This window comes from Microcoleus sp. A003_D6, assembly GCF_036702825.1.
GTDB lineage: Bacteria > Cyanobacteriota > Cyanobacteriia > Cyanobacteriales > Microcoleaceae > Microcoleus.
On sequence record NZ_JAUBWA010000046.1, the window covers coordinates 19,497 to 38,563 of the forward strand.

Sequence of the window (19,067 nt, forward strand, 5' to 3'; positions counted from 1 at the left end):
AAAGGTAAGTAGTTGGGCTTCAGCCCTCTTAAAAGGTAAGTAGTTGGGCTTCAGCCCTCTTAAAAGGTAAGTAGTTGGGCTTCAGCCCTCTTAAAAGGTAAGTAGTTGTGGTTCAGCCCTCTTAAAAGGTAAGTAGTTGTGGTTCAGCCCTCTTAAAAGGTAAGTAGTTGTGGTTCAGATATAAGAGGGCTAAAGCCCAACTACGTACCTAGAACTTATGCAGTGTAACAATTAGAAACTTTCAGTCAAAGGACAACTCATGGCTTTATATTCAGATAATACCCAATTAAACAGCGAAAACTCATCGTCATTGCTACTAGAAATGATGTATGGGTTTAAAATATCTCAGGCTCTTTTTGTAGCGGCTAAACTGGAAATTGCAGATATTCTGAGTGATGGTTCTAAGACTGCTGATGAACTTGCGAAAGCTGCTGGTGTAAATTCTCAGGGTATTTATCACCTGATGCGTATGCTAGTAAGTGTTGGTGTATTTTCTATTGAAGATAATGACAAGTTTCGATTAAATTATTTGGGAAAACATCTTCTAACTGGTACTTCTGATTCTTTACGAGGTACGGTTTTGGGAATGGGTGATGAACTATATCAGGGATGGGGCAATTTACTCTACGGTATAAAGACTGGAGAAACTGCTTTTGAACATACTTTTAAGACTGATTTTTATAGCTATTTGAAGCTGAATTCTGAGGCGGCAGTAAATTTTAATGAGTGGATGAAGGAGACAACAAGGGAGTGGCTGCTTCCGGTGCTTGAAGCTTATAATTTTTCAGATGTTAAGACACTGGTGGATGTTGGAGGGGGGATTGGAACGCTAACGGCTGTGATTCTGAAGGCGAATCCGAAGATGCAAGCGATTTTGTTCGATCGCGAAGATGTTGTTGTGGATGCAAATCCGGTTTTGGAAGTGGCTGGAGTTGCAGATAGGTGTCAAATAGTTGGAGGCAGCTTTTTTGAGGCGATTCCCCCTAGTGGCGATCTTTACTTACTCTCTCGTGTCCTCCTCAATTGGGACGATGTTCATGCTATTACAATTCTTAAAAATTGCTATCAAGCTATGACAGCTAAAGATCGGCTGATGATTGTTGATTTTATGTTGCCTGAAGGCAAAATGTCGCCATTTATTGGCATGGGTAGCCTAACTTTGTTCATTCTGGGGGGTACTTTCATGCGGACAAAGGATGAATTTTATAATTTACTTTCCTCCGCAGGGTTTAAAGTGACTAATATGATAGAAACGAAAGGGCCAGTAAGTGCGATCGAGGCGAAACCTGCTTGACATTAGCAGGTCTAAAAACACCGGAATTATTCTGGTGTAGGATTACTATTGCTCAATTAATCTCAATTTTCTTATAGCAATTATGAAAAGTTCTGCAACAATAACAAAAGTAGGTTGGGCTGCACTTCGTTCCCCCCGACATCCGAACTATAGCAATATTTTTCATAATTGCTATTATCAAGACTTGAACAAATTTCAAGTCCAAACAAAGCGCAAACCTGCTATGTGTTAGGCAAATACGTGACCATTATGTTGCAGCCAAGCGAAAAAGCGATCGATCGCACTTTAACTGTGCGATCGCGTTGCTAGCGATTTCAATCGCCCGCTTTATGGTCGATATCCATCTATCCTACTGCTTCACTTGATTGTGTTCCCACTTCCAAACACAGCTAGAAATCAAATTCGTGCAGATATGAGCCGTAATTGGCACTAACAAATTGCCAGTAGCTAAAACGCTGTAACCCAACAGCAATCCGACAGCCGTTGCCCAAACAGCATAAGGCCACTGATCCATGCCTCCCAAGTGCAGAATGCCGAAACAAAAACTCGATAAAACTAAACCGGTAACATTCAATCCCAAAGCAGACAGCATCACGCCTCGAAATAGCAATTCTTCGCTAAGTCCGGGCAGCAGTCCCAGCCAAATTAAATCCGGCCAAAACAAAGGTTTGAGCACTACTTCCAAGTAAACGTCTGCACTCCGGCGATAACCCGGCCAAAGCTGATAAACGATCGCACTGCCACCTGTAATTGCCAGTCCGATCGCACATCCTTTGAGCAAGTCGATTCCTATCAATTTGACTGGCAAAAGCGATACCGATCCAAATAGCAACCACAATTTAGCTACCGCCAGCAACATAATTGCTGTCACGCCCATTGCTACTAAAACTTGGGTGCGCGTCAAGGGTTCAAGTTCAGGATTTTCGGGAAGTTTTTCTGCCACTTAATCACTTTTAGATTTGAGTTTTGAGATTTGAGATTTGTTGGGTTTAGTCAGACAAACAACGCAGGGAGGAGATGTCTGCACCCAAGGAAGCTGGACTGATGCCGGCTCGCAAAGCCACCAAAACTCCGATCGCCTCTAAATATGAGTTTACCTGCAAAGCTTTGATTCCGAGTTTTTCTGGAGTCGCCTGCATCTGGGTTTTGTTGTCGCCCACAGCGATGATTTGTACGGACGATCGCGCGCTCAAACTCAGAATAGCACTGCCGCCGCAGGCTGTGGCGGGTATCACCACCGCATCGACTCGATCTGCCCACAAATCCTGGGACTCGAAATCTCGCCTGTTTGCATAGAATTTCTCTCTTGTGGGGTGGGCATCTTGCCCGCCCAATACCTGCGTGCGGGCATCTTGCCCGCCCAATAGCTGGGACAGGCAAGATGCCTTTCCCACAGTAGGAGTGACAAATTGGGGAGCTTTGCTCAGGCCGGCAAGGACGCAAGGTAGGAAAGTATAGCCGATTTCCTCAGCAGCCGATCGCGGGGACAGGTGCGGATCGAGGGGAAGCGCAGACAGCGCGGGGGCATGGGCGCAGGGGATTTTAAACGTCCTGACGATGAGGTGGCTGATGACAGCTTCCGCGCCTGCGAGGGGGTCAACTCCTTTGCCGCGGCGGTAGTTTTCGAGGGCGAGGCTGCCTTCATCGTCGGGAAATCTGGCCACAACTGCGATCGCCTCTACTCTTGCTTGTCGGATTAATTTTTCGGCTGCGCGCAATAAACTGTCGGGATTGCCGATCGTCCCCCAGGATGCCCCTGATTCGGAAATACGCAATTCTACTTCCAGGGGGCGATCGGTTAAAACACAATCAGTTATATTCAAACCCAATGTAGCTCTCGCTGCATCAGCCGCTTGCAAGTGGCGCAACTGCAAGTCTGGTTCGATCGCGGAATCTAGGATTAAGCCGATGCGATTTTGATGTACCGGTTGCAAGCCCCAGCATCCGGCCGCAAATTTGTCAAGGGCGTAACCTTCGACGTAGAGAGCGTTAGGTATCGGCCAATAAAGTTGAGCGCCGTTGAAGACGTTGGGGTGAGCGATCAGGGTGTCTGAAATTTGGGCGATCGCCCTAGCCACGGGCAGCGCATCTCCTGCAAACCCACCAATCGAGGCTCCAACGCCTGTGGGGACTATCAAAACCACTGTTAAAGGGCGGGGGTTCACGGTGTTGCGGGGGATGCTTCCACGAGCACGTAGCCTTCTACCACAGCCTTTTGCCGATCGACATCCACGTCTGTGACTGCCCAGCGCAGGGGTTCGCCGTGTTTTTGCAGTTCAATTTCAATAGCCGAGTGCAGTTGCTCGGCGGTCTCGTGGAGGTCAACTTCTGCGGAAATGAAATGGGTGGTCATAGGGCGATCCATAGTCGTTGTACTGCGATCGGTACTATTGTCAATTTTAGCTTAGTCCTAGGATTTACCGAACTGGCGATCGTACACAATGTCTTCTTTTTCTGTTTCTATCTTCAAGTTCGATCGGGGAAAAGAAACACACAGCAACACATAACCTTCGGCCTGAAGTTCGGGACTAACGCCCATGCAATCAACTTGCTTAACTTGACCCTCAATAACTTTAGCAGCGCAAGTAGTACAAACCCCCGAATTGCAAGAGTTCGGCAAATCAATCCCAGCGGCGAGCGCAGTTTGCAAAATTGGTTGATCTTCCGGCACTTCTACGGTATAGGTGCTGCCTTGGTGAAGTAATTCAACGGTGTAAGTTTGAGACATATTTCGATTATTGGTTTGAATTCCCAATTGGAATTTACGCTAGATTTGGAAACAAAGCAACGATTATTTTACCGCTGTTGGTGATTTTGTGCAAATTTACATTTTTTTATGTTGCTGGTAATTTTTCTTAAAAATTAATGCAAAAAAAAGCCATCTTGTCAAGCAGTTTACCGCGAAATATTAGATTTTTTTAATGATTTATTTATTTATTTCCGAGACGGTCGAGGTAGCTTGAAAAATCAAACTAGGTCAGTCGTAGTCGTAGGGTGCGTCGCCACAAACAATCTCTAATTAAATATCGACCATCTCGCAAGCGACGCACCTCAGTTCTTCAAGAGTCGAGTATAAACAACCCTGAGTTTCAATCACACAACATTTTTTAGTAATCGTAGGGTGTTTCGCTTGCGAGAAAATCCCTAAATAAGCTCGACAATCTCATAGCGACGCACCTTATATACAGGGGTGGAGACAAAAACAATACTTATTTTGTACCGTCGCTTTTTATAAATGGTATAATATTTGCCTTCAAGCCAACAACTCATCAACCGCAACACTAAAACCCGGCAGCACTAGCTGAGTGCTGATTGTAGAACCCAAGTTAAAAGTCAACTTTTGAGTTTGAGTCATAATCATAATCCAGCGACTTTCAGGAAAAACAATCCAAACTTCCAGACAACCCGAATCTAAATACTCTTGTGCTTTCAGAAAAATCTCTTCCGCAATATCAGTAGGAGAAACAATTTCAGCAACTAACAGCGGACTTTGAGGAAAAGTAGGAACATCGCCATATTCAGCAACCAGTTCAGCAGTCAGATAAGCCACATCCGGCCGTCGTACTCGCCTTTCAGTACGACAAGGAACCTCCGTATAGACTTCGCCACCTTGTCCGCTAGAATCTTTGTAATTTCCCCAAGAACGATCTAGTCTAGATTGGATTCGACTGTGTTTTACTGTCATGCCATTTTTCTCCGAGATTTGCCCGTCCACCCATTCCATATCATCGGCGGGACAGGCGATGAAGTCTTCTAGAGAAACATTTTCTGATAAAACGGCTGCCATTACCATAGCCATTTACTCCCTTTTGCAGAACTCACTCATATTGTAGCAATCAATTGGTAATGGGTAATTGGGAATTGGGAATGAGTTGATTGGAACTGAGATATTGCACCATTTTCAGCAACAGGCAAGATGCCTGTTCCACAAGAAAATTAATATCTTTGTGGAACAGGCATCTTGCCTGTTCATAAAAGGCTTATTGAGAATCGTGCAATATCTCAGTTGGAGTAAAAAAATAACCCATACCCAAAGCCCTATGCCCATTCCCCATTTACTCAATATCAATTTGATTGGGAGGCTTAGGTTGAGCCGGTTTCTCATCCTTCAAAGTTTTACGCCCCGACGAAGCATAATCCTTATACAAATCCACAAACATCTTTGTCAACTGCTGCAAAGAAAGTTGTTCCCCATTAACTTGAGCTTTCATATAAGCTTTAAGCACTTCAATGTAAGCCAAACCGAGGGCAAGCGTGAGAGTTGCTGCGGTTGCACCGGAGATAGCACCGCCCACAACAGTACCCGCACCAGGAATCATTTTAATCAAATTAGTCACAATACTTCTGCCGACAGCAGTAACCCCACCAGCGCCGCTAATAGCAGACAGCATCGCCGAAATAAACCCCTTATCAAAGGGTATTCCAAAAATCACAGTAATATTAGCAATCATTGCGGTTTGCATCGTCATCAAAATCGGCGCATCAGCAAACGGTACAGGAGTCGCACCGACAATTGCAGAACCTGCCACATAAGCACTTAGATACTTAAATGCCATATCGGATTTGAGCGCAATATTTGCAATTTGTTCTTTCACAAAAGCTTTTTTAGCTACTTCCGGCAGCAGTTGAAAAGTAGCATCCACCAACTTATCTAAACCGTGAGATTTTACTGTATAATCCTCATCAATTTCTTCCGGTTCAGCCATGACGGGGATGATTTGACTGACGGGCAAATTCATGTGTTCCAGTTGCTTGAAAAACTCGCCCGGCTTTTTCGATGCAGTCTGAGTCAGCACTAAAATAACTGGTACATCTTTAACTTCCATTTCCTTGAGCCAGCTTTCCTCCACAGATTCTATTCTATTTGCACCGTGATTGATGCAGTACCAAATGACGTGAATGTGTTCTTTTGGGTGCAGGAGTCTTTGGTCTTCAATCAGTTTAGCAACATTTAATTGAATAACTTTAATTTGTTCGGCGTTGAGTTCGAGTCCGGGAGTATCGTAGACTGTAATCGGGCAATTCGGTTTGGTATATTGGCGGATGCCTTGAGTTATGGGGCGGCCGACTCCGGTTTCTGCTAAGCGTTGGCGAAAAACGGAATTTATCAGGGTACTTTTGCCGACGCCGGTTTTGCCGATGACTAAAACATTGCACTGTCCCACTTGGCTTTCTGCCTCTTTGAAGGCGTAGTAACTTCTATTTAAAAGCTCGTCTAAGGAAAAGTCGTCTGACATGGCGGTTTGCTCCGATAATGGGATTAGTCAGTATGTGTGTATAAATAATGCCCGCCGAATAGAATTCGGGGCTATACAAACGAAGTCCGCCTTCGCGGACTAAAAGAGTAAAGGTAGTAATTTAGCCCTATTTGGTATAATTTAATATTTTAAGCTAACAATTCATCGACGGCAATGCTAAAACCTGCGAGAACTTGTTGAGTGCTGGCTGTTTCGTCGGCTCGAAATCCCAATATTTGATTTTGTGTCACCACGAATACTAAATGACTGTCAGGAAAAACTAGCCAGACTTCCTGACAGCTAGATGCTAAATATTCCTGAGCTTTGAGAAAAACATCTTCAGCAATATCTGTGGGCGAAACTATTTCAGCAACTAGCGGGAAACTCTGCGGTAAAGTACGAACATCACCGAATTGTGCAACTAATTCGGGTGTGAGATAAGCTACATCGGGACGGCGAACTTGTCGGTTGGTGCGGCAAGGTGCTTCGGTATAAACTTCACCTCCTGGGCCCCTGGAATCTTTGTAATTTCCCCAACAACGACTTAGCTTGGATTGAATTCGACCAGTTTTCAGTGTCATGTCATTTTTCTCTACGAGTTGTCTGTCCACCCATTCCATGTTGTCTGGCGGATTGGCCATGAAATCTTCTATGGTAAGATTATCCTGTACGGCGGTAGTCGCCAGCAGAGCCGTTTCCTCGATTTTGGGTAATTCGCTGATAGTCGCCAGCATAGGTGTTTCCTCAACTTTGGATAGTTCGCTAATTCTATTATGACTGATGCTGTGAAAATTGTTGGGATGATAGGTAAGGTGCGCTGTGCGAACCCTACAAAGTATATCTCATTGATTATCTCCCAGTTTTCTGATTAAAAATCTGACTTCTTCGAGCAGAGTATTAAATCGCTGGTCGTTTTCTAATTTGTACTGTTGAAAATCCTCATTCCGCCGCCGGATTTCTTCATCCCGTTGACTGTCTCTTTCTAAAAGAGCATTGACAGCGCCTACCAGCATATCGACATTGCGGTTAGTTTGTTCGATATTCCGAGTCGTTCGATCTACAGTGGCAGCCAAATCATCCATCATTTCGTCTGTCCAGCGTTCCGTTGTCATTGTTTTTTGCCTCGGCTTGTTTTCTAGGGATATTTTAGGTAGTCCAATTATATTTTAGCGATCGCCCTTGCTGAAGTGTTGTGCTACAAATTAGAAATGTTCGAGCACATATTTTTCCTGTGCGTAAACATTCCGCAGCGACTCAACTGCTATTTGCGGCAACATAAACTTAATCACTCCCACCAATCGCCCCCAGTCGAACAATTTAGGAACCGAAACAGCTTGATGAAATTTCTGTGCATAGAAATCCACCCAAAAATCCGGTGCATTTCTCTGTTTCTTGCTCGCCATCCGCCGCTTCCAGTAACCAAAATCTAAACCTTTGGGCGATTCTACTCCCAAAATTGGCGGTAAGTCGGCGTAGCTGACAAAGCGACTCATGCCTTGGGCGTGTACGTAAAGGATGTGCCGCCACCGCTCGATGCGATATATTTGTTCTACCTTGATTTTGAGGAGACGCGCGATCGCCTCTTTAGTCGCAAATCGGCTCAAGGGATGAACGGGGGTTGATTTTTGCGAAAAGTTTGCTAACATAGTCTGTAATTGTTTGAGATGAGTAGTTGACGTGTCGTTTGAGATGAGTAGTTGACCTGTCGTTGACGGGTGTTTGAACTCTCGGAAAGCGGTAGTTGCCCTCCTTGAAAGCAAGAATTTGATTTGAACAGGCGATCGCCCTTTAGTTTTCCAGGCGTAAGGACGATCGCTTTTTACGATAAAACCATCTTATGATGGTACACCATCAGTTGTCAAGTATGGGTTTAGTTAGATTAAAAGTCAGAGAATTCGCTGCTGAGAAAGGCTGGACACTAAAAGAGGTTTCAGAGCGATCGGGAGTCATCTACAGCACCGTCAGACACTACGCCCGCTGTCCGGGGGTGTCAACTATTGACTTCATTTCCATACACAAATTGGCTCGCACCTTTGATGTGATGATTGAAGATTTGGTGGAAATTGTGCAGGAATAGCCGATCGACCTTTACGATAAAACTATTAAAAACTAAATCTAGTTTTCTGTCAATGGGTTTAATTAGATTGCGGGTAAAAGAGTTTGCGGCGGAGAAGGGTTGGACGCTAAAAGAGGTTTCAGAGCGATCGGGAGTCATCTACAGCACTCTGACAACCTATTCGCGTTCTCCGGGGATGGCAATGGTTGATTTTACGTGCTTGCTGAAGTTGGCGCGGACGTTTGATGTGATGGTGGAAGATTTGGTTGAGGTAGTGAAAGAGTAGGGCGATCGGCCAAGCTAAGATAGAGAAGTAAGCTTTTGACATCAGTAATGGTTGAATTGCTAGAAATCCCCAAAGCGCAACAGGTAGTCATTACAGATGATGCGCTGACAGTCGATCTATCTGATGGTCGTACTATTTCGGTTCCTTTAGCGTGGTATCCTCGGCTGTTACACGGTACACCGGGCGATCGTAATAATTGGCGATTTATTGGTGAGAACGAAGGAATGCACTGGCCCGAACTTGACGAAGACATCAGCGTCAAAAATATCATTCTCGGTAAACCGTCTGGAGAAAGTCAAAAGTCATTTCAGCGGTGGTTAGACGATCGCGCGAACAAAGTCTAATATCAAACCAGGTTTTATGTTAAATTAATTTGTTTGTAGTAAGGACTTCAGTCCTGATTTACGAAAACCAAAACGACTTTGGCTTACATCTTTTAACTCAAAAGATAGCGTCTGAATTACTCCAGACGCGATCGAATTTTTATCAACTCAATATTGCTCGACAGTTGCCCACATTGGATTCACAGACTCACCTCGTTGCAGCGCTTCCCAATCAGAAGTAATCGGCTGGAAAGAACAGTAGCACAGCACAATTCGCAAGTCAGTATCAAAGGAAGAAAACTGGTGAACGCTAGTAACTATCCAGTCTCCATCTTTTCCGTGAGTTACTGCATTACCGGAGTCAGATAGATTGTCGTAGTCGCGGGTTCTGTCCCCCGGCTGGGGAAGAATTGGGTTTTCTTCCCAACTCCAGTTTTCCCACAGAATATCAGTTAAACCGCCCCTCGGCATAAGCTGGCGTTCTTCCCAACCGGGAGCACTCATCGTTTCGGCTTTGTAGACAATCCAGATTTTTTTTGCCATTTTTACCTCTGTCTTTTACCAATGAGACTATTTTGATAAAGTGATTAGTTCAGGTAATTGTTCGCGACTGGCCCACCAATCCTCTAACGATATAGACACAAGTTGTACATCATCGGAATTGCTCAGCGATACTGCGGGTAAATCCGACCAAATTGTTCTGTAGATAAAATCAATTATTTCTATGATATCCTCGCTATCGTAAGGGTAACGACCGCCAGAAAAATCTTCATAATTCACATCAGGATGTGTTAGCAAATATTCAAATGCCAGTTTCAAATACTCCAAATCATCGTGATTGCTAGCGTTTTGTTTCATCCACTGAACTAATGGCAAATAATCTTGCATTTCATCCGGCGGTAGTTCGTGATGATTGAACCACGCAACTGTTATGTCAGATAAATAGTGATTGACCATTGCTGCACTAATTTTCATAATTATTCCTGCTCAAGGAGTTACTTGCACCTTTAGCATCTCCCACGTTTCCTTTTCCATGCTCAAGGTATTGCCCACTTCTTGCAAAAGTTCATAACCCCTTGAATCTATGGGTATTTCTTCCTCAATGAGAATATCGCACAAAGTCTCTAATGCCAAATTCCACTCACCCGCATTGATGTAGGATTGAAGAAATTCTATTTGAGTGTCTGAGAGAGATTCTTTAAGTTTGTCAAGGACTTCATTCAATTTTTTAACCACGATTTTATAGTCAAACATGAGTCGATCTCCTTAATAATTATCTACGGATTGAGCGGTATATTGGTCGGAAAAGCTGTGATTAAACCTCTGCCATCTGGTTCTACAATTACCCTTATGTTAACACCATTCCTGGTTCCATCAATCTGCCATTTTACAGGTTTTCCTCTCTTAGTGTATTTAGCACCAGGCGTTCCATTTTGCTGGAACCAGATAGAATTAGGGTCTTTCACCACTTCAGAAATATAATTAATTGTCTGTTCATCGCTCCAGCCTGTGGGAAATTCACTTTTACCAGAAATTCCTCTACCAGGGCCGTGACCTCCCCCAGTTGCGTCACTATCGAGAATATGTGTCCGTTGCTGAGAGTTGATTTGAGATAGATTATTGACATCAATTCCACTGGGAATATTGCCTAAAGAATGGTTGCTCATAGATGGCTTTTGGAGATTGCCATAATTTTATAGTCAAACAGGAGTTTATCTCCTATCTGACGGCTTCTGGTGAATCATATGATGCTTGTTGCATCAACTAACTTTCGTCTATTTCCTCTGAATCATTCCATTCTAGTTCATCTTCTTCCTGCTCTTCTACTTCTTCTGATTCCTCTGAGTAATTGAACATAAAGACGAATTTGTTCTTAGGCAGAATTAGTGTTGGCAAATAGAGAGGTTGATCATCCCAACTATTTTGTTTTTCACCTTTTTGATACATAACAACCAGTACAGGGACATCAGGGTATTTTTGTCTGGGCTTACTTAGCCACTGACTTTGTGCAAAACCACGCCGCCAAGGTCGAGTAGGTTGGTTTTTCAATTCGAGCCCATCACTACCCCTTTTACCTCGACGAACGTTGAGAATACCCTTATGGATACCTTCTGCTTTCATTGCTTGAAGTGCCTGTTTGACTCGCTCATCTTCCCAGACATACCCAGAACAGGAACGGCTTGGCATTTCTGAAATAATCTTGATTAAATCGTCGATGTCTACTTCATGGTATTCATCATCTCCCTTAAATGTAGACAGAAGTTTATCAAGTGCGTCTGTGTGTTTTTTAACTTCAGAAGCTTTCCACAGTGGATCGGGGGGGTAAATAGAAGATCCTGGGGTAAAAGCACCAATGGCTGCTGGATTAAGGACATTGGCACGGGTTGGTCTAAGTTTGCGACCAACCCACACTGGCGTAAGCTTAATTTTGCCAGTGTTCTCATCAATTACTTCACGCATACCCTCATCTGACTCATGGATAGCGCGGAAATCCTCTAAAATGTGTTCGGGTAAAAAGAGGCGAGTAACATCTAACAATTCCTTACGATAACCAAACATTCGTGCGTGCTGATGAACTGTGTCCATCGTCTTTTGCTTGGCATCACGCCCGTAATAAGTAATCATCAATCCTTCAATAGTTACACCACGCCCCAAGCGGTTTCCTCCAATTAGAATGTTTATACCTGGGCTGTATTTTGGTTCCTTATCTGGATTGGTGGCATCAATAACTTTTGGTATAGTATTTCGTAACTGATACTCTAGCTCCACAACAAGGTCATTGAGAGGTGGTAAGTTAGAAGCTGTTTTGCTTAACTCCGCATGAGCTTCACTTAACCACTTAAGTGCATCCTCTCGCTTTGTGACAGATGATTTAGCTCGCAGAGCTTTGTCAAGCTCTACAACAAAGCTGCGAATAACCTTTTCCAACGTGCTGTGAGTAATCCGCTTGTGGTCAATATGAGCTAAAAAAGAATACTTAGCATCTATATCTTTTGCTGATTTCATTTTGTATATTGAACCCACGAAAAAACAGCACAAAGCTAATTTCAGCTTTGGCGGCATATCCCAATTATCTCCAGGGTTGATTTTTCCTCCCTGTTTTTTTAACTGATCCAGCTCTTCGGCTTTCACCGTACAGCAATGTTGGCTATTTGCTTCAAAAAAAATGTCTCCTCCTATATAAGCATTGCCTGGTTTAGAAAGTACACAGAAGGCGGGTTTACAGGGGTGGTCGAGATTTTGCAGCAACAAGCTTTGAGGAGTAGCTGTGATTTGTAAATATATGTGATTAGCAACTTGTTTCCTAATTTCGGCGATTATTTCAAATATCCTACTATCAGGAACCGTATTTTTTTCCTTCTTAGCTTGCTTGGCTTCATTGGTATTTAGACTAGCATTATCAGCCTCATCATCAAATATTAAAGTGGGTACGCTACTGGCTTGAGCAGACTTGAGAACCTTAAGTAAGTTCTCAAGGTGACGCACATTTTTTGTGGATACTAAGACAACACCAGTATCATTGATATAGTCATGCAGTTGATTAGCAAATTCTCTGGGATCATTTTTCCATTGTTCCCAATTAAAGACAACAGGGCCACCTTTGATCTGATTTGCAAAACGATCTGCTGTTTGTTTACCTAGCCATGTATTATCAGATGTTAATACAATGAAGCAACGGAATTTATTAGCTTCAGCAAGTGCCAGCGTAGCAATGGTAGTATTAGTTTTGCCGCTTTGGACTTTGCCATAGATTAGTCCAGTCGTACCATAAGGTATTTTACCTTTATGATGATTGCTAACAATACCTGTTCCTGTAGCACCAACATCACCAGAGCCAAATGTTGTTGAGTAAACATCAACGCAATTTTGAACAATTTCAACAGCAGCTTGCTTTAACTGCTCTGCTTCTGTGTTTCCAAGTTTGCTCTTAATCCTGTCAAGAAAGTTGTTGATACAATAGCCATCATTTTTAATCGGAATCTTACTCATGGCGGTTTTTTTATTTATTTTACAAAACTACGCGAGGCCAATCATTCTGAGGTACAGTCTGATTCATCTGCTGCCTGCCTGGACCACTTACATGATAACTTCCTTGAGGTCGCCTAGACACAGATATGTGTTGATCACTAATATCTGCATTTTGATCCACTATACTCCAAAATTGCTCTTCAGCTATGCAGCAGATACCATCTTTGTGACAGACTAGCGCTATAAATGTCGAAAAGTCAGGATACTTATCATACACAGTAGCTAGAGCAGATTTTTCCTGAGCGCTCAAGGTGAAAGACCATGCAGAAGTGGCTTTCTTAGAAACCTTGAAGAGAATAGCCGACTTACTGCTATCACTTTCCACTAAGTATATTGACTGGTGTATTGCAAAAGCATGGGTGATGGTAATCCTGCATCCATAGTTAATTAACCTTAAGAACGCTGCACCGTGTAGAAAATCCCGATCGTTAATCATACAGACAACGCGCTAACAGTCGATATATCTGATTATCGTACTATTTCTGTACCTTTAGCTTGGTATCCTCGGCTATTACACGGTACACCGGGCGAACAAAGTCTAATATCGAACCAGGCTTTCTGTTAGATTAAACAGACTCACTCGTTACGGCAGTTTCTCTCGTAACGCCAGCCAAGCTTTGAGTTCTTCATCCAAAACATACTTATCACTATTCGCGAGTGCAGCGATAACTTTCAACCGATTTTTAAGCTGTCTTAACTCTCGAATTTCTTGAATAGGAAGCGTTTTCCAATTGGCAGCCTTTTGTGCCACATCTTCCCGCGATTCTTTGATGTTATCCCAAAACCACTGTAGAATTAAGTTGACATCCAGAACAGAATCGTTGGCAACTATTCCGTATTTTGCGATCGCCCCAGCCCGCAACATCATTGACGAAATCCTCACCGACTCCCCGCTACCAGGTTTTTTCTGTTCCGCGGCTTCAGCCAGTCGATCGTAAATTGCGGTTGCTACTTCTGCCCAAGGGCGATCGCACAAACCCGCATTATTTTCACCTTTTCGAGCCTTCGCAGAGGAAACATCGGCTAACAACAGCCAGTTAAAGTCTTGTGGTGCGGTGGTTTGAGCCGATAATGTATTTTTCACCCAAGCCAGTACGGATTTAGGATTTTGTTCGAGGATGCGATCGATCGATATTATCGGGGGAGATTGAGTCATAATCAAATAGGCGATCGGCCTGAACTAACAGTTTCTATTTGCATTCACAATCTCACTGGCAATTTTTTAAGCAATTCATTAACAATAATTTGAGCGATCGGACTATTTTGAGAAAGAATTTGCAAGCGTTTTAAAACATCAAGACTCAAATCTAAATTTTCTTTGGCTGCATCGATCGACCTTAAAGAATCTGCTGCGGTGAGTGTAAGCTCATCATCCGGTGTCTCAAGCATTTCTAGCAACAACGGAATTGCTTGTTGGGAGTCAGCATCGGAAATAATTTCGGCGCAGCGCAATTGCCATTCTTGGGAACGATCGCACCAACAATATTTGATTTCCTCCCAGTCAGCAGGTGTCAGTTCTTGCACCAGTTCACAAGCATATATAACAGCATAATCTGACCAATTATCCGGCGAAAATTCCTGGTTTAAATATTCATCTAGCTGTGCGAAACTCATCTGAGTAACTCCTCGTTAAAAATTAGTTGTTGGTATGCCACCAGTAGGGTAAGAAGATATCACGTTCCCGATCGAGTCCTTGATTACTTCCCACTCTACTCAATCGACTGTTTCCCTGTGCAAACTAGCACCCTGAGTATTCGTATTAACAGCAACGGTGCTAGCAACTTGCTTAGTTGCATCGATTATTTTTTCATCACTCCAACTGTCAGGTGCAAAAGTAGACCTCCGCTTTTTCCGGGAAAAAGTGCCATCAGAAAATCGTTTAATTAAATCGAAAGCTGTTGTAGTACCATCTGGATTATTGGTAAGAGAAGCAAATATAAAATCTGGACTGGTTTTGATTTTGGGTGAGTGCGCTCCTACTATCCTATCGGAGTTGACAGGGCGACGCTCTCCATAGAGGATTTTTTGTTCCATTTCGGGTGATAGTTGCTGGGGAATTCCAGAACTACCACTAGAGTTTGATTGCATTGAGGGTGCGGCATTGCTAAAACTAATGCTCAGATTAGTGGTTAATGTCCTTGTTGGCAATAAGGGCGATCGCTTTAATTTTACTTCTACTTCTTTAAAGCCTTCATAAATTATTCTAACTTTTTCTTTAGCGATCGTGACTTCCGCTAGATTATCGCAGTAGGGTGCGTCGCCATAAGATATTTATCAATACCCGGAATTGCCGCAGCGATGCAGTATTTGTAGGGTGCGTCGCCATCGACAATCCCCAAATAAAGAGAGACAATCTGACAGCGACGCACCTTACACAATAGTTAAGCAAACAAGTATTGGGTTTGTTTACACGATCTCTTGAATATCCCAGGTGCGTCGCCGTGAGATTGTCGATATTGAGTTAAGAATTTTTCGTAGCGACGCACCCTACGACTACTCAAACAACTACACAAAAAATAGCGCCTGAGTTCCCCCAGACGCATAGCATAAAATCAACAAATTGTCAACCCTAACCTAACCGTTTAAAGCCTCAGCACCGCCGCAAACTTCCAGAATTTCCTGAGTAATTGCCGCTTGCCGCGCCTTGTTGTAAGTCAGCGTCAAACTACCGATCAAATCGCTAGCATTCTCACTAGCATTGTTCATCGCCGTCATCCGCGCCGCCAACTCGCTAGCAGCAGACTCTTGCAAAGCCCGCAGCAATTGGTTGTTCAAATACAAGGGCAAAAGAGCATCCAAAATTTGCGCCGGATCTTGCTCAAAAATCATGTCGCGGGGCAAACTCTTCTTAGTAGGTGCAGAAACCTTTTCGCGCGATACTTGAAACTCTCCGCCTTTCGTAGTCAAGCGGAAGATTTCATCGTCTTTCACTTCAAAACCTTGGGGATCGAGGGGTAACAAGGTTTGAATTACCGGACGCGAACTAATTAGCGACACAAACTTGGTGTAAATTAGCTCAACTCTGTCCACAGTTCCCGACAGGAACAAAGACAGCAATTCGTCAGCAATTTGCGCCGCTTCCGGTGCTGTGGGAATTTGTTCTAAGTTAGCGTAAGTAGCATCAATCGGCTGTTCGCGGCGCTGGAAATACTGAGTAGCTTTGCGTCCTACCAACACGTATTTGTAGTCTAAGCCTTCAGCTTTGATTTCCTTAGCGCGATTTTCGGCGTATCTGATGATGTTGCTGTTGTAGCCGCCGCACAAACCCCGATCGCCCGAAACTACCAACAGTCCCACCGATCGCACTTCGCGTTTTTTCAGCAGCGGCGAATCCAGGTTTTCAAACTGCAAGCGTTCCGCCAAACCGTACAATACCTCTGCGAGGCGATCGGCAAAAGGCCGAGTAGCAGTCACCTGTTCTTGAGCCCGGCGCACCTTAGCAGCAGCCACCAAACGCATTGCTTCTGTAATCTTTTTAGTGTTCTTGACCGACTTAATGCGATCGCGAATAGTTTTCAGATTTGCCATAACTTTCTCCTTACATCCTTGCCCGCATCTTCTTAATTAAAACCGCAGATAAATGCAGATAAACGCAGATGAACTTCAGATTATCTGCGTTTATCCGCGTTCATCTGCGGTTCAAAATTCCAACTCGATTTACGCCGAAACTAAGAAAGTTTGCTTGTATTCTGCAATGCCTTCTTTGAGCAGCTTCTCAGCTTCATCAGTCAAGGCCTTTCCGCCTTGAACAATTTCGCCGTACTTCGGCTTGCTAGTCCGCAAATAATCGCGCAAACCAACAGTAAACTTGCTGACTTTTTCCACAGCGATATCATCCATGTAGCCGTTAATACCGGCATAGATTATAGCCACTTGTTCGTTCATCGGCAGAGGCGAACTTTGGTCCTGTTTCAACAGTTCCCGCAACCGTTGACCCCGCGCCAATTGATTTTGAGTAGCTTTATCCAAGTCAGAAGCAAACTGAGAAAATGCTGCCAGTTCTTCAAACTGTGCCAATTCCAATTTCACCTTACCGGCTACTTTTTTCATTGCCTTAGTTTGAGCCGCAGAACCTACCCGCGATACCGAAATACCGGGGTTTACAGCCGGACGCAAACCAGAGTTAAACAAGTCAGAAGAAAGGAAGATTTGACCGTCGGTAATCGAAATTACGTTGGTAGGAATGTAAGCAGAAACGTCGCCAGCTTGGGTTTCAATAATCGGCAAAGCAGTCATGCTGCCTTCGCCCAAATCGTCGCTCAATTTAGCAGCGCGTTCTAGCAAGCGAGAGTGCAGGTAAAACACGTCTCCGGGGTATGCTTCGCGACCGGGAGGACGGCGCAGCAACAGAGACATTTGGCGGTAAGCTTGTGCTTGTTTGGAAAGGTCATCGTAAATGACCAAAGTGTGCTTGCCTTTGTACATGAAATACTCGGCTAAGCTAGCACCTGTGTAGGGAGCCAAATATTGCAGGGTTGCGGGGTCGCTAGCGTTGGCTGCTACTACGATCGTGTAGTCCATCGCGCCCTTTTCTTGCAGGACGTTGACGATGTTAGCTACTGTAGAAGCTTTTTGCCCGATCGCCACATACACACAAATTACATCTTCCGATTTTTGGTTGATGATTGTGTCGATCGCGATCGCAGTTTTACCGGTTTGTCTGTCACCGATAATCAGTTCCCGCTGTCCTCTTCCCACCGGAATCATCGCATCAATAGCGGTAATTCCTGTTTGCATCGGTTCGTAAACAGAACGGCGAGAAACAATCCCCGGTGCCGGAGATTCAATCAAGCGAGATTCAGTAGTTTTAATCTCTCCTTTGCCGTCAATCGGACGCGCCAAAGCATCAACTACCCGTCCCAACATTGCATCACCCACGGGGACTTCAGCAATTCTGCCAGTAGCTGTTACCACCGAACCTTCTTCGATGCCGAGGCCTTGTCCCATCAGCACAGCGCCGACGTTATCTTCTTCCAAGTTCAGTGCAATACCAACAGTGCCGTCGGCAAATTCTAGCAATTCCCCGGACATAGCTTTATCTAAGCCATAAATCCGGGCAATACCGTCGCCTACTTGCAGAACCGTACCGACGTTAGAAACTTTAACATCTTGGTCGTACTGCTCAATTTGCTGGCGAATAATGCTGCTAATTTCGTCTGGTCTGATTGCTGCCATGTCAGTTGTCAGTTATTATTTGTCAGTTGTCAATTGTCAGTTGTCAATTGTCAGTTGTTCAAAACTACTAACAGTTAACCGCTCACTAAATTAGCTAATAGTTATCAGCTATTAACTATTAAGAATTCAATCGAATTCCCAAGCGGCGCAATTGTCCTCGCAGGCTGGCATCAATCACTTGAGAGCCTACTTTAATCACGACTCCGCCGATTAAATCTGCGTCAATTTTGGTTTCAATTTCCACTTGCCTCGCGCTGGTCATCGCCTGCACTTTCTCGCGCACAGTTTGCTGCTGAGCCTCTGAAAGCGGGACAGCCGAGGTAACTTCCGCCAAAACAGTTTGGTTGAGTTCTCGGAGCTCGGTCAAGTATTTTTTGCCAATTCCTTCTAGGAAAAGAATCCGTCCTTTGTCTACTAACAGCCGCAAAAAGTTCCGCATCAACGGGTTCATTTCGTCGCCCGCTATTCGATCGATGACGGCTTTTTTATCCTGCGGTTTCACCAGAGGACTGCCTAGAAACAGGCGCAGTTCCTCCGAATTTTCTAGCAGGTTCAGCAAGGAGCGGATATCTTCGCCGAACTGCTCTGAGAGGTTGTTAGACTTAGCCAGTGACATCAAAGCTGATGCGTAAGGCTGTAAGACTTCTGTGCTGACTTTACTCACTTT

At 44.1% G+C, this 19,067-nt stretch carries 24 protein-coding genes; 4 read left to right on the forward strand and 20 right to left on the reverse strand.

The features are described from left to right. Positions 1-259: 259 nt before the first annotated feature. On the forward strand, positions 260-1,294 hold the full coding sequence (locus tag QUB70_RS14600) for a methyltransferase (RefSeq protein WP_332981352.1): 1,035 nt from the start codon (positions 260-262) through the stop codon (positions 1,292-1,294). A gap of 349 nt (positions 1,295-1,643) precedes the next feature. Here the strand turns inward: QUB70_RS14600 and QUB70_RS14605 are convergent, their stop codons facing one another. The 9 genes from QUB70_RS14605 to QUB70_RS14645 all read right to left on the reverse strand — a co-directional run bounded on the left by QUB70_RS14605 (position 1,644) and on the right by QUB70_RS14645 (position 8,177). Next, a complete protein-coding gene (locus tag QUB70_RS14605; RefSeq protein WP_332981354.1) occupies positions 1,644-2,237 on the reverse strand; it encodes a CPBP family intramembrane glutamic endopeptidase in 594 nt (197 codons plus the stop codon). Between the two features lie 46 nt (positions 2,238-2,283). Further along, a complete protein-coding gene (locus QUB70_RS14610; protein ID WP_332981355.1) occupies positions 2,284-3,459 on the reverse strand; it encodes a DUF3326 domain-containing protein in 1,176 nt (391 codons plus the stop codon). Beyond that, entirely contained in the window at positions 3,456-3,647 is a 192-nt protein-coding gene (locus tag QUB70_RS14615) for a hypothetical protein (protein ID WP_332981410.1), read from the reverse strand. The genes QUB70_RS14610 and QUB70_RS14615 overlap by 4 nt, the downstream gene beginning before the upstream one ends. A gap of 57 nt (positions 3,648-3,704) precedes the next feature. Next, positions 3,705-4,022, reverse strand: a complete 318-nt coding sequence (locus QUB70_RS14620) for a 2Fe-2S iron-sulfur cluster-binding protein (protein ID WP_332981357.1) — start codon at positions 4,020-4,022, stop codon at positions 3,705-3,707. 525 nt (positions 4,023-4,547) lie between these two features. Beyond that, positions 4,548-5,087: a Uma2 family endonuclease gene (locus QUB70_RS14625; protein ID WP_332981412.1), complete on the reverse strand. Its 540-nt coding sequence runs from the start codon at positions 5,085-5,087 to the stop codon at positions 4,548-4,550. Between the two features lie 262 nt (positions 5,088-5,349). Beyond that, positions 5,350-6,531 carry a YcjF family protein gene (locus QUB70_RS14630; protein ID WP_332981359.1) on the reverse strand — a complete coding sequence of 394 codons (1,182 nt, stop codon included), beginning with the start codon at positions 6,529-6,531 and terminating at the stop codon, positions 5,350-5,352. A gap of 149 nt (positions 6,532-6,680) precedes the next feature. Next, positions 6,681-7,265 carry a Uma2 family endonuclease gene (locus QUB70_RS14635; protein WP_442927787.1) on the reverse strand — a complete coding sequence of 195 codons (585 nt, stop codon included), beginning with the start codon at positions 7,263-7,265 and terminating at the stop codon, positions 6,681-6,683. A 108-nt stretch (positions 7,266-7,373) separates the two neighbouring features. Then, positions 7,374-7,643 (reverse strand): hypothetical protein, encoded by a 270-nt coding sequence (locus QUB70_RS14640; protein WP_332981361.1) that lies wholly within the window; start codon positions 7,641-7,643, stop codon positions 7,374-7,376. 90 nt (positions 7,644-7,733) lie between these two features. Beyond that, a complete protein-coding gene (locus QUB70_RS14645) occupies positions 7,734-8,177 on the reverse strand; it encodes a hypothetical protein (RefSeq protein WP_332981362.1) in 444 nt (147 codons plus the stop codon). Positions 8,178-8,395: 218 nt separating this feature from the next. Between QUB70_RS14645 and QUB70_RS14650 the strand changes: the two genes are divergently transcribed. The 3 genes from QUB70_RS14650 to QUB70_RS14660 are packed head-to-tail and all read left to right on the forward strand — an operon-like array spanning position 8,396 to position 9,217. Then, entirely contained in the window at positions 8,396-8,608 is a 213-nt protein-coding gene (locus QUB70_RS14650) for a helix-turn-helix domain-containing protein (RefSeq protein WP_106149042.1), read from the forward strand. Positions 8,609-8,660: 52 nt separating this feature from the next. Further along, positions 8,661-8,873, forward strand: a complete 213-nt coding sequence (locus QUB70_RS14655; RefSeq protein WP_265233925.1) for a helix-turn-helix domain-containing protein — start codon at positions 8,661-8,663, stop codon at positions 8,871-8,873. 35 nt (positions 8,874-8,908) lie between these two features. Beyond that, entirely contained in the window at positions 8,909-9,217 is a 309-nt protein-coding gene (locus tag QUB70_RS14660) for a DUF2442 domain-containing protein (protein ID WP_332981363.1), read from the forward strand. 147 nt (positions 9,218-9,364) lie between these two features. On the opposite strand, the gene QUB70_RS14665 is transcribed toward QUB70_RS14660, so the two are convergent. The 11 genes from QUB70_RS14665 to atpH form a co-directional block, all read right to left on the reverse strand. Continuing rightward, positions 9,365-9,739: a hypothetical protein gene (locus tag QUB70_RS14665; protein WP_332974736.1), complete on the reverse strand. Its 375-nt coding sequence runs from the start codon at positions 9,737-9,739 to the stop codon at positions 9,365-9,367. Positions 9,740-9,766: 27 nt separating this feature from the next. Beyond that, entirely contained in the window at positions 9,767-10,171 is a 405-nt protein-coding gene (locus QUB70_RS14670) for a hypothetical protein (RefSeq protein ID WP_332981364.1), read from the reverse strand. A 12-nt stretch (positions 10,172-10,183) separates the two neighbouring features. Beyond that, positions 10,184-10,450, reverse strand: coding sequence for a MafI family immunity protein (locus tag QUB70_RS14675; protein WP_332981366.1), 267 nt, complete (start codon positions 10,448-10,450; stop codon positions 10,184-10,186). Positions 10,451-10,473: 23 nt separating this feature from the next. Then, the gene (locus QUB70_RS14680; RefSeq protein ID WP_332981368.1) at positions 10,474-10,863 is read right to left on the reverse strand and encodes an EndoU domain-containing protein; all 390 of its coding nucleotides are present in this window, start codon (positions 10,861-10,863) and stop codon (positions 10,474-10,476) included. Positions 10,864-10,960: 97 nt separating this feature from the next. Then, positions 10,961-13,186, reverse strand: coding sequence for a Z1 domain-containing protein (locus tag QUB70_RS14685; protein ID WP_332981370.1), 2,226 nt, complete (start codon positions 13,184-13,186; stop codon positions 10,961-10,963). Positions 13,187-13,808: 622 nt separating this feature from the next. Further along, positions 13,809-14,381, reverse strand: a complete 573-nt coding sequence (locus tag QUB70_RS14695) for a hypothetical protein (protein ID WP_332981373.1) — start codon at positions 14,379-14,381, stop codon at positions 13,809-13,811. Between the two features lie 44 nt (positions 14,382-14,425). Continuing rightward, positions 14,426-14,839, reverse strand: coding sequence for a hypothetical protein (locus QUB70_RS14700; protein WP_332981374.1), 414 nt, complete (start codon positions 14,837-14,839; stop codon positions 14,426-14,428). A 99-nt stretch (positions 14,840-14,938) separates the two neighbouring features. After that, complete coding sequence (locus QUB70_RS14705; RefSeq protein WP_332981376.1) at positions 14,939-15,313, reverse strand: EndoU domain-containing protein; 375 nt, start codon at positions 15,311-15,313, stop codon at positions 14,939-14,941. 486 nt (positions 15,314-15,799) lie between these two features. Further along, complete coding sequence (locus tag QUB70_RS14710) at positions 15,800-16,753, reverse strand: F0F1 ATP synthase subunit gamma (RefSeq protein WP_332981378.1); 954 nt, start codon at positions 16,751-16,753, stop codon at positions 15,800-15,802. A gap of 129 nt (positions 16,754-16,882) precedes the next feature. Beyond that, entirely contained in the window at positions 16,883-18,400 is a 1,518-nt protein-coding gene (gene atpA, locus QUB70_RS14715; protein WP_332981379.1) for a F0F1 ATP synthase subunit alpha, read from the reverse strand. Positions 18,401-18,518: 118 nt separating this feature from the next. Continuing rightward, a complete protein-coding gene (gene atpH, locus QUB70_RS14720; RefSeq protein ID WP_332981381.1) occupies positions 18,519-19,064 on the reverse strand; it encodes an ATP synthase F1 subunit delta in 546 nt (181 codons plus the stop codon). Between the last annotated feature and the right edge of the window lie 3 nt (positions 19,065-19,067).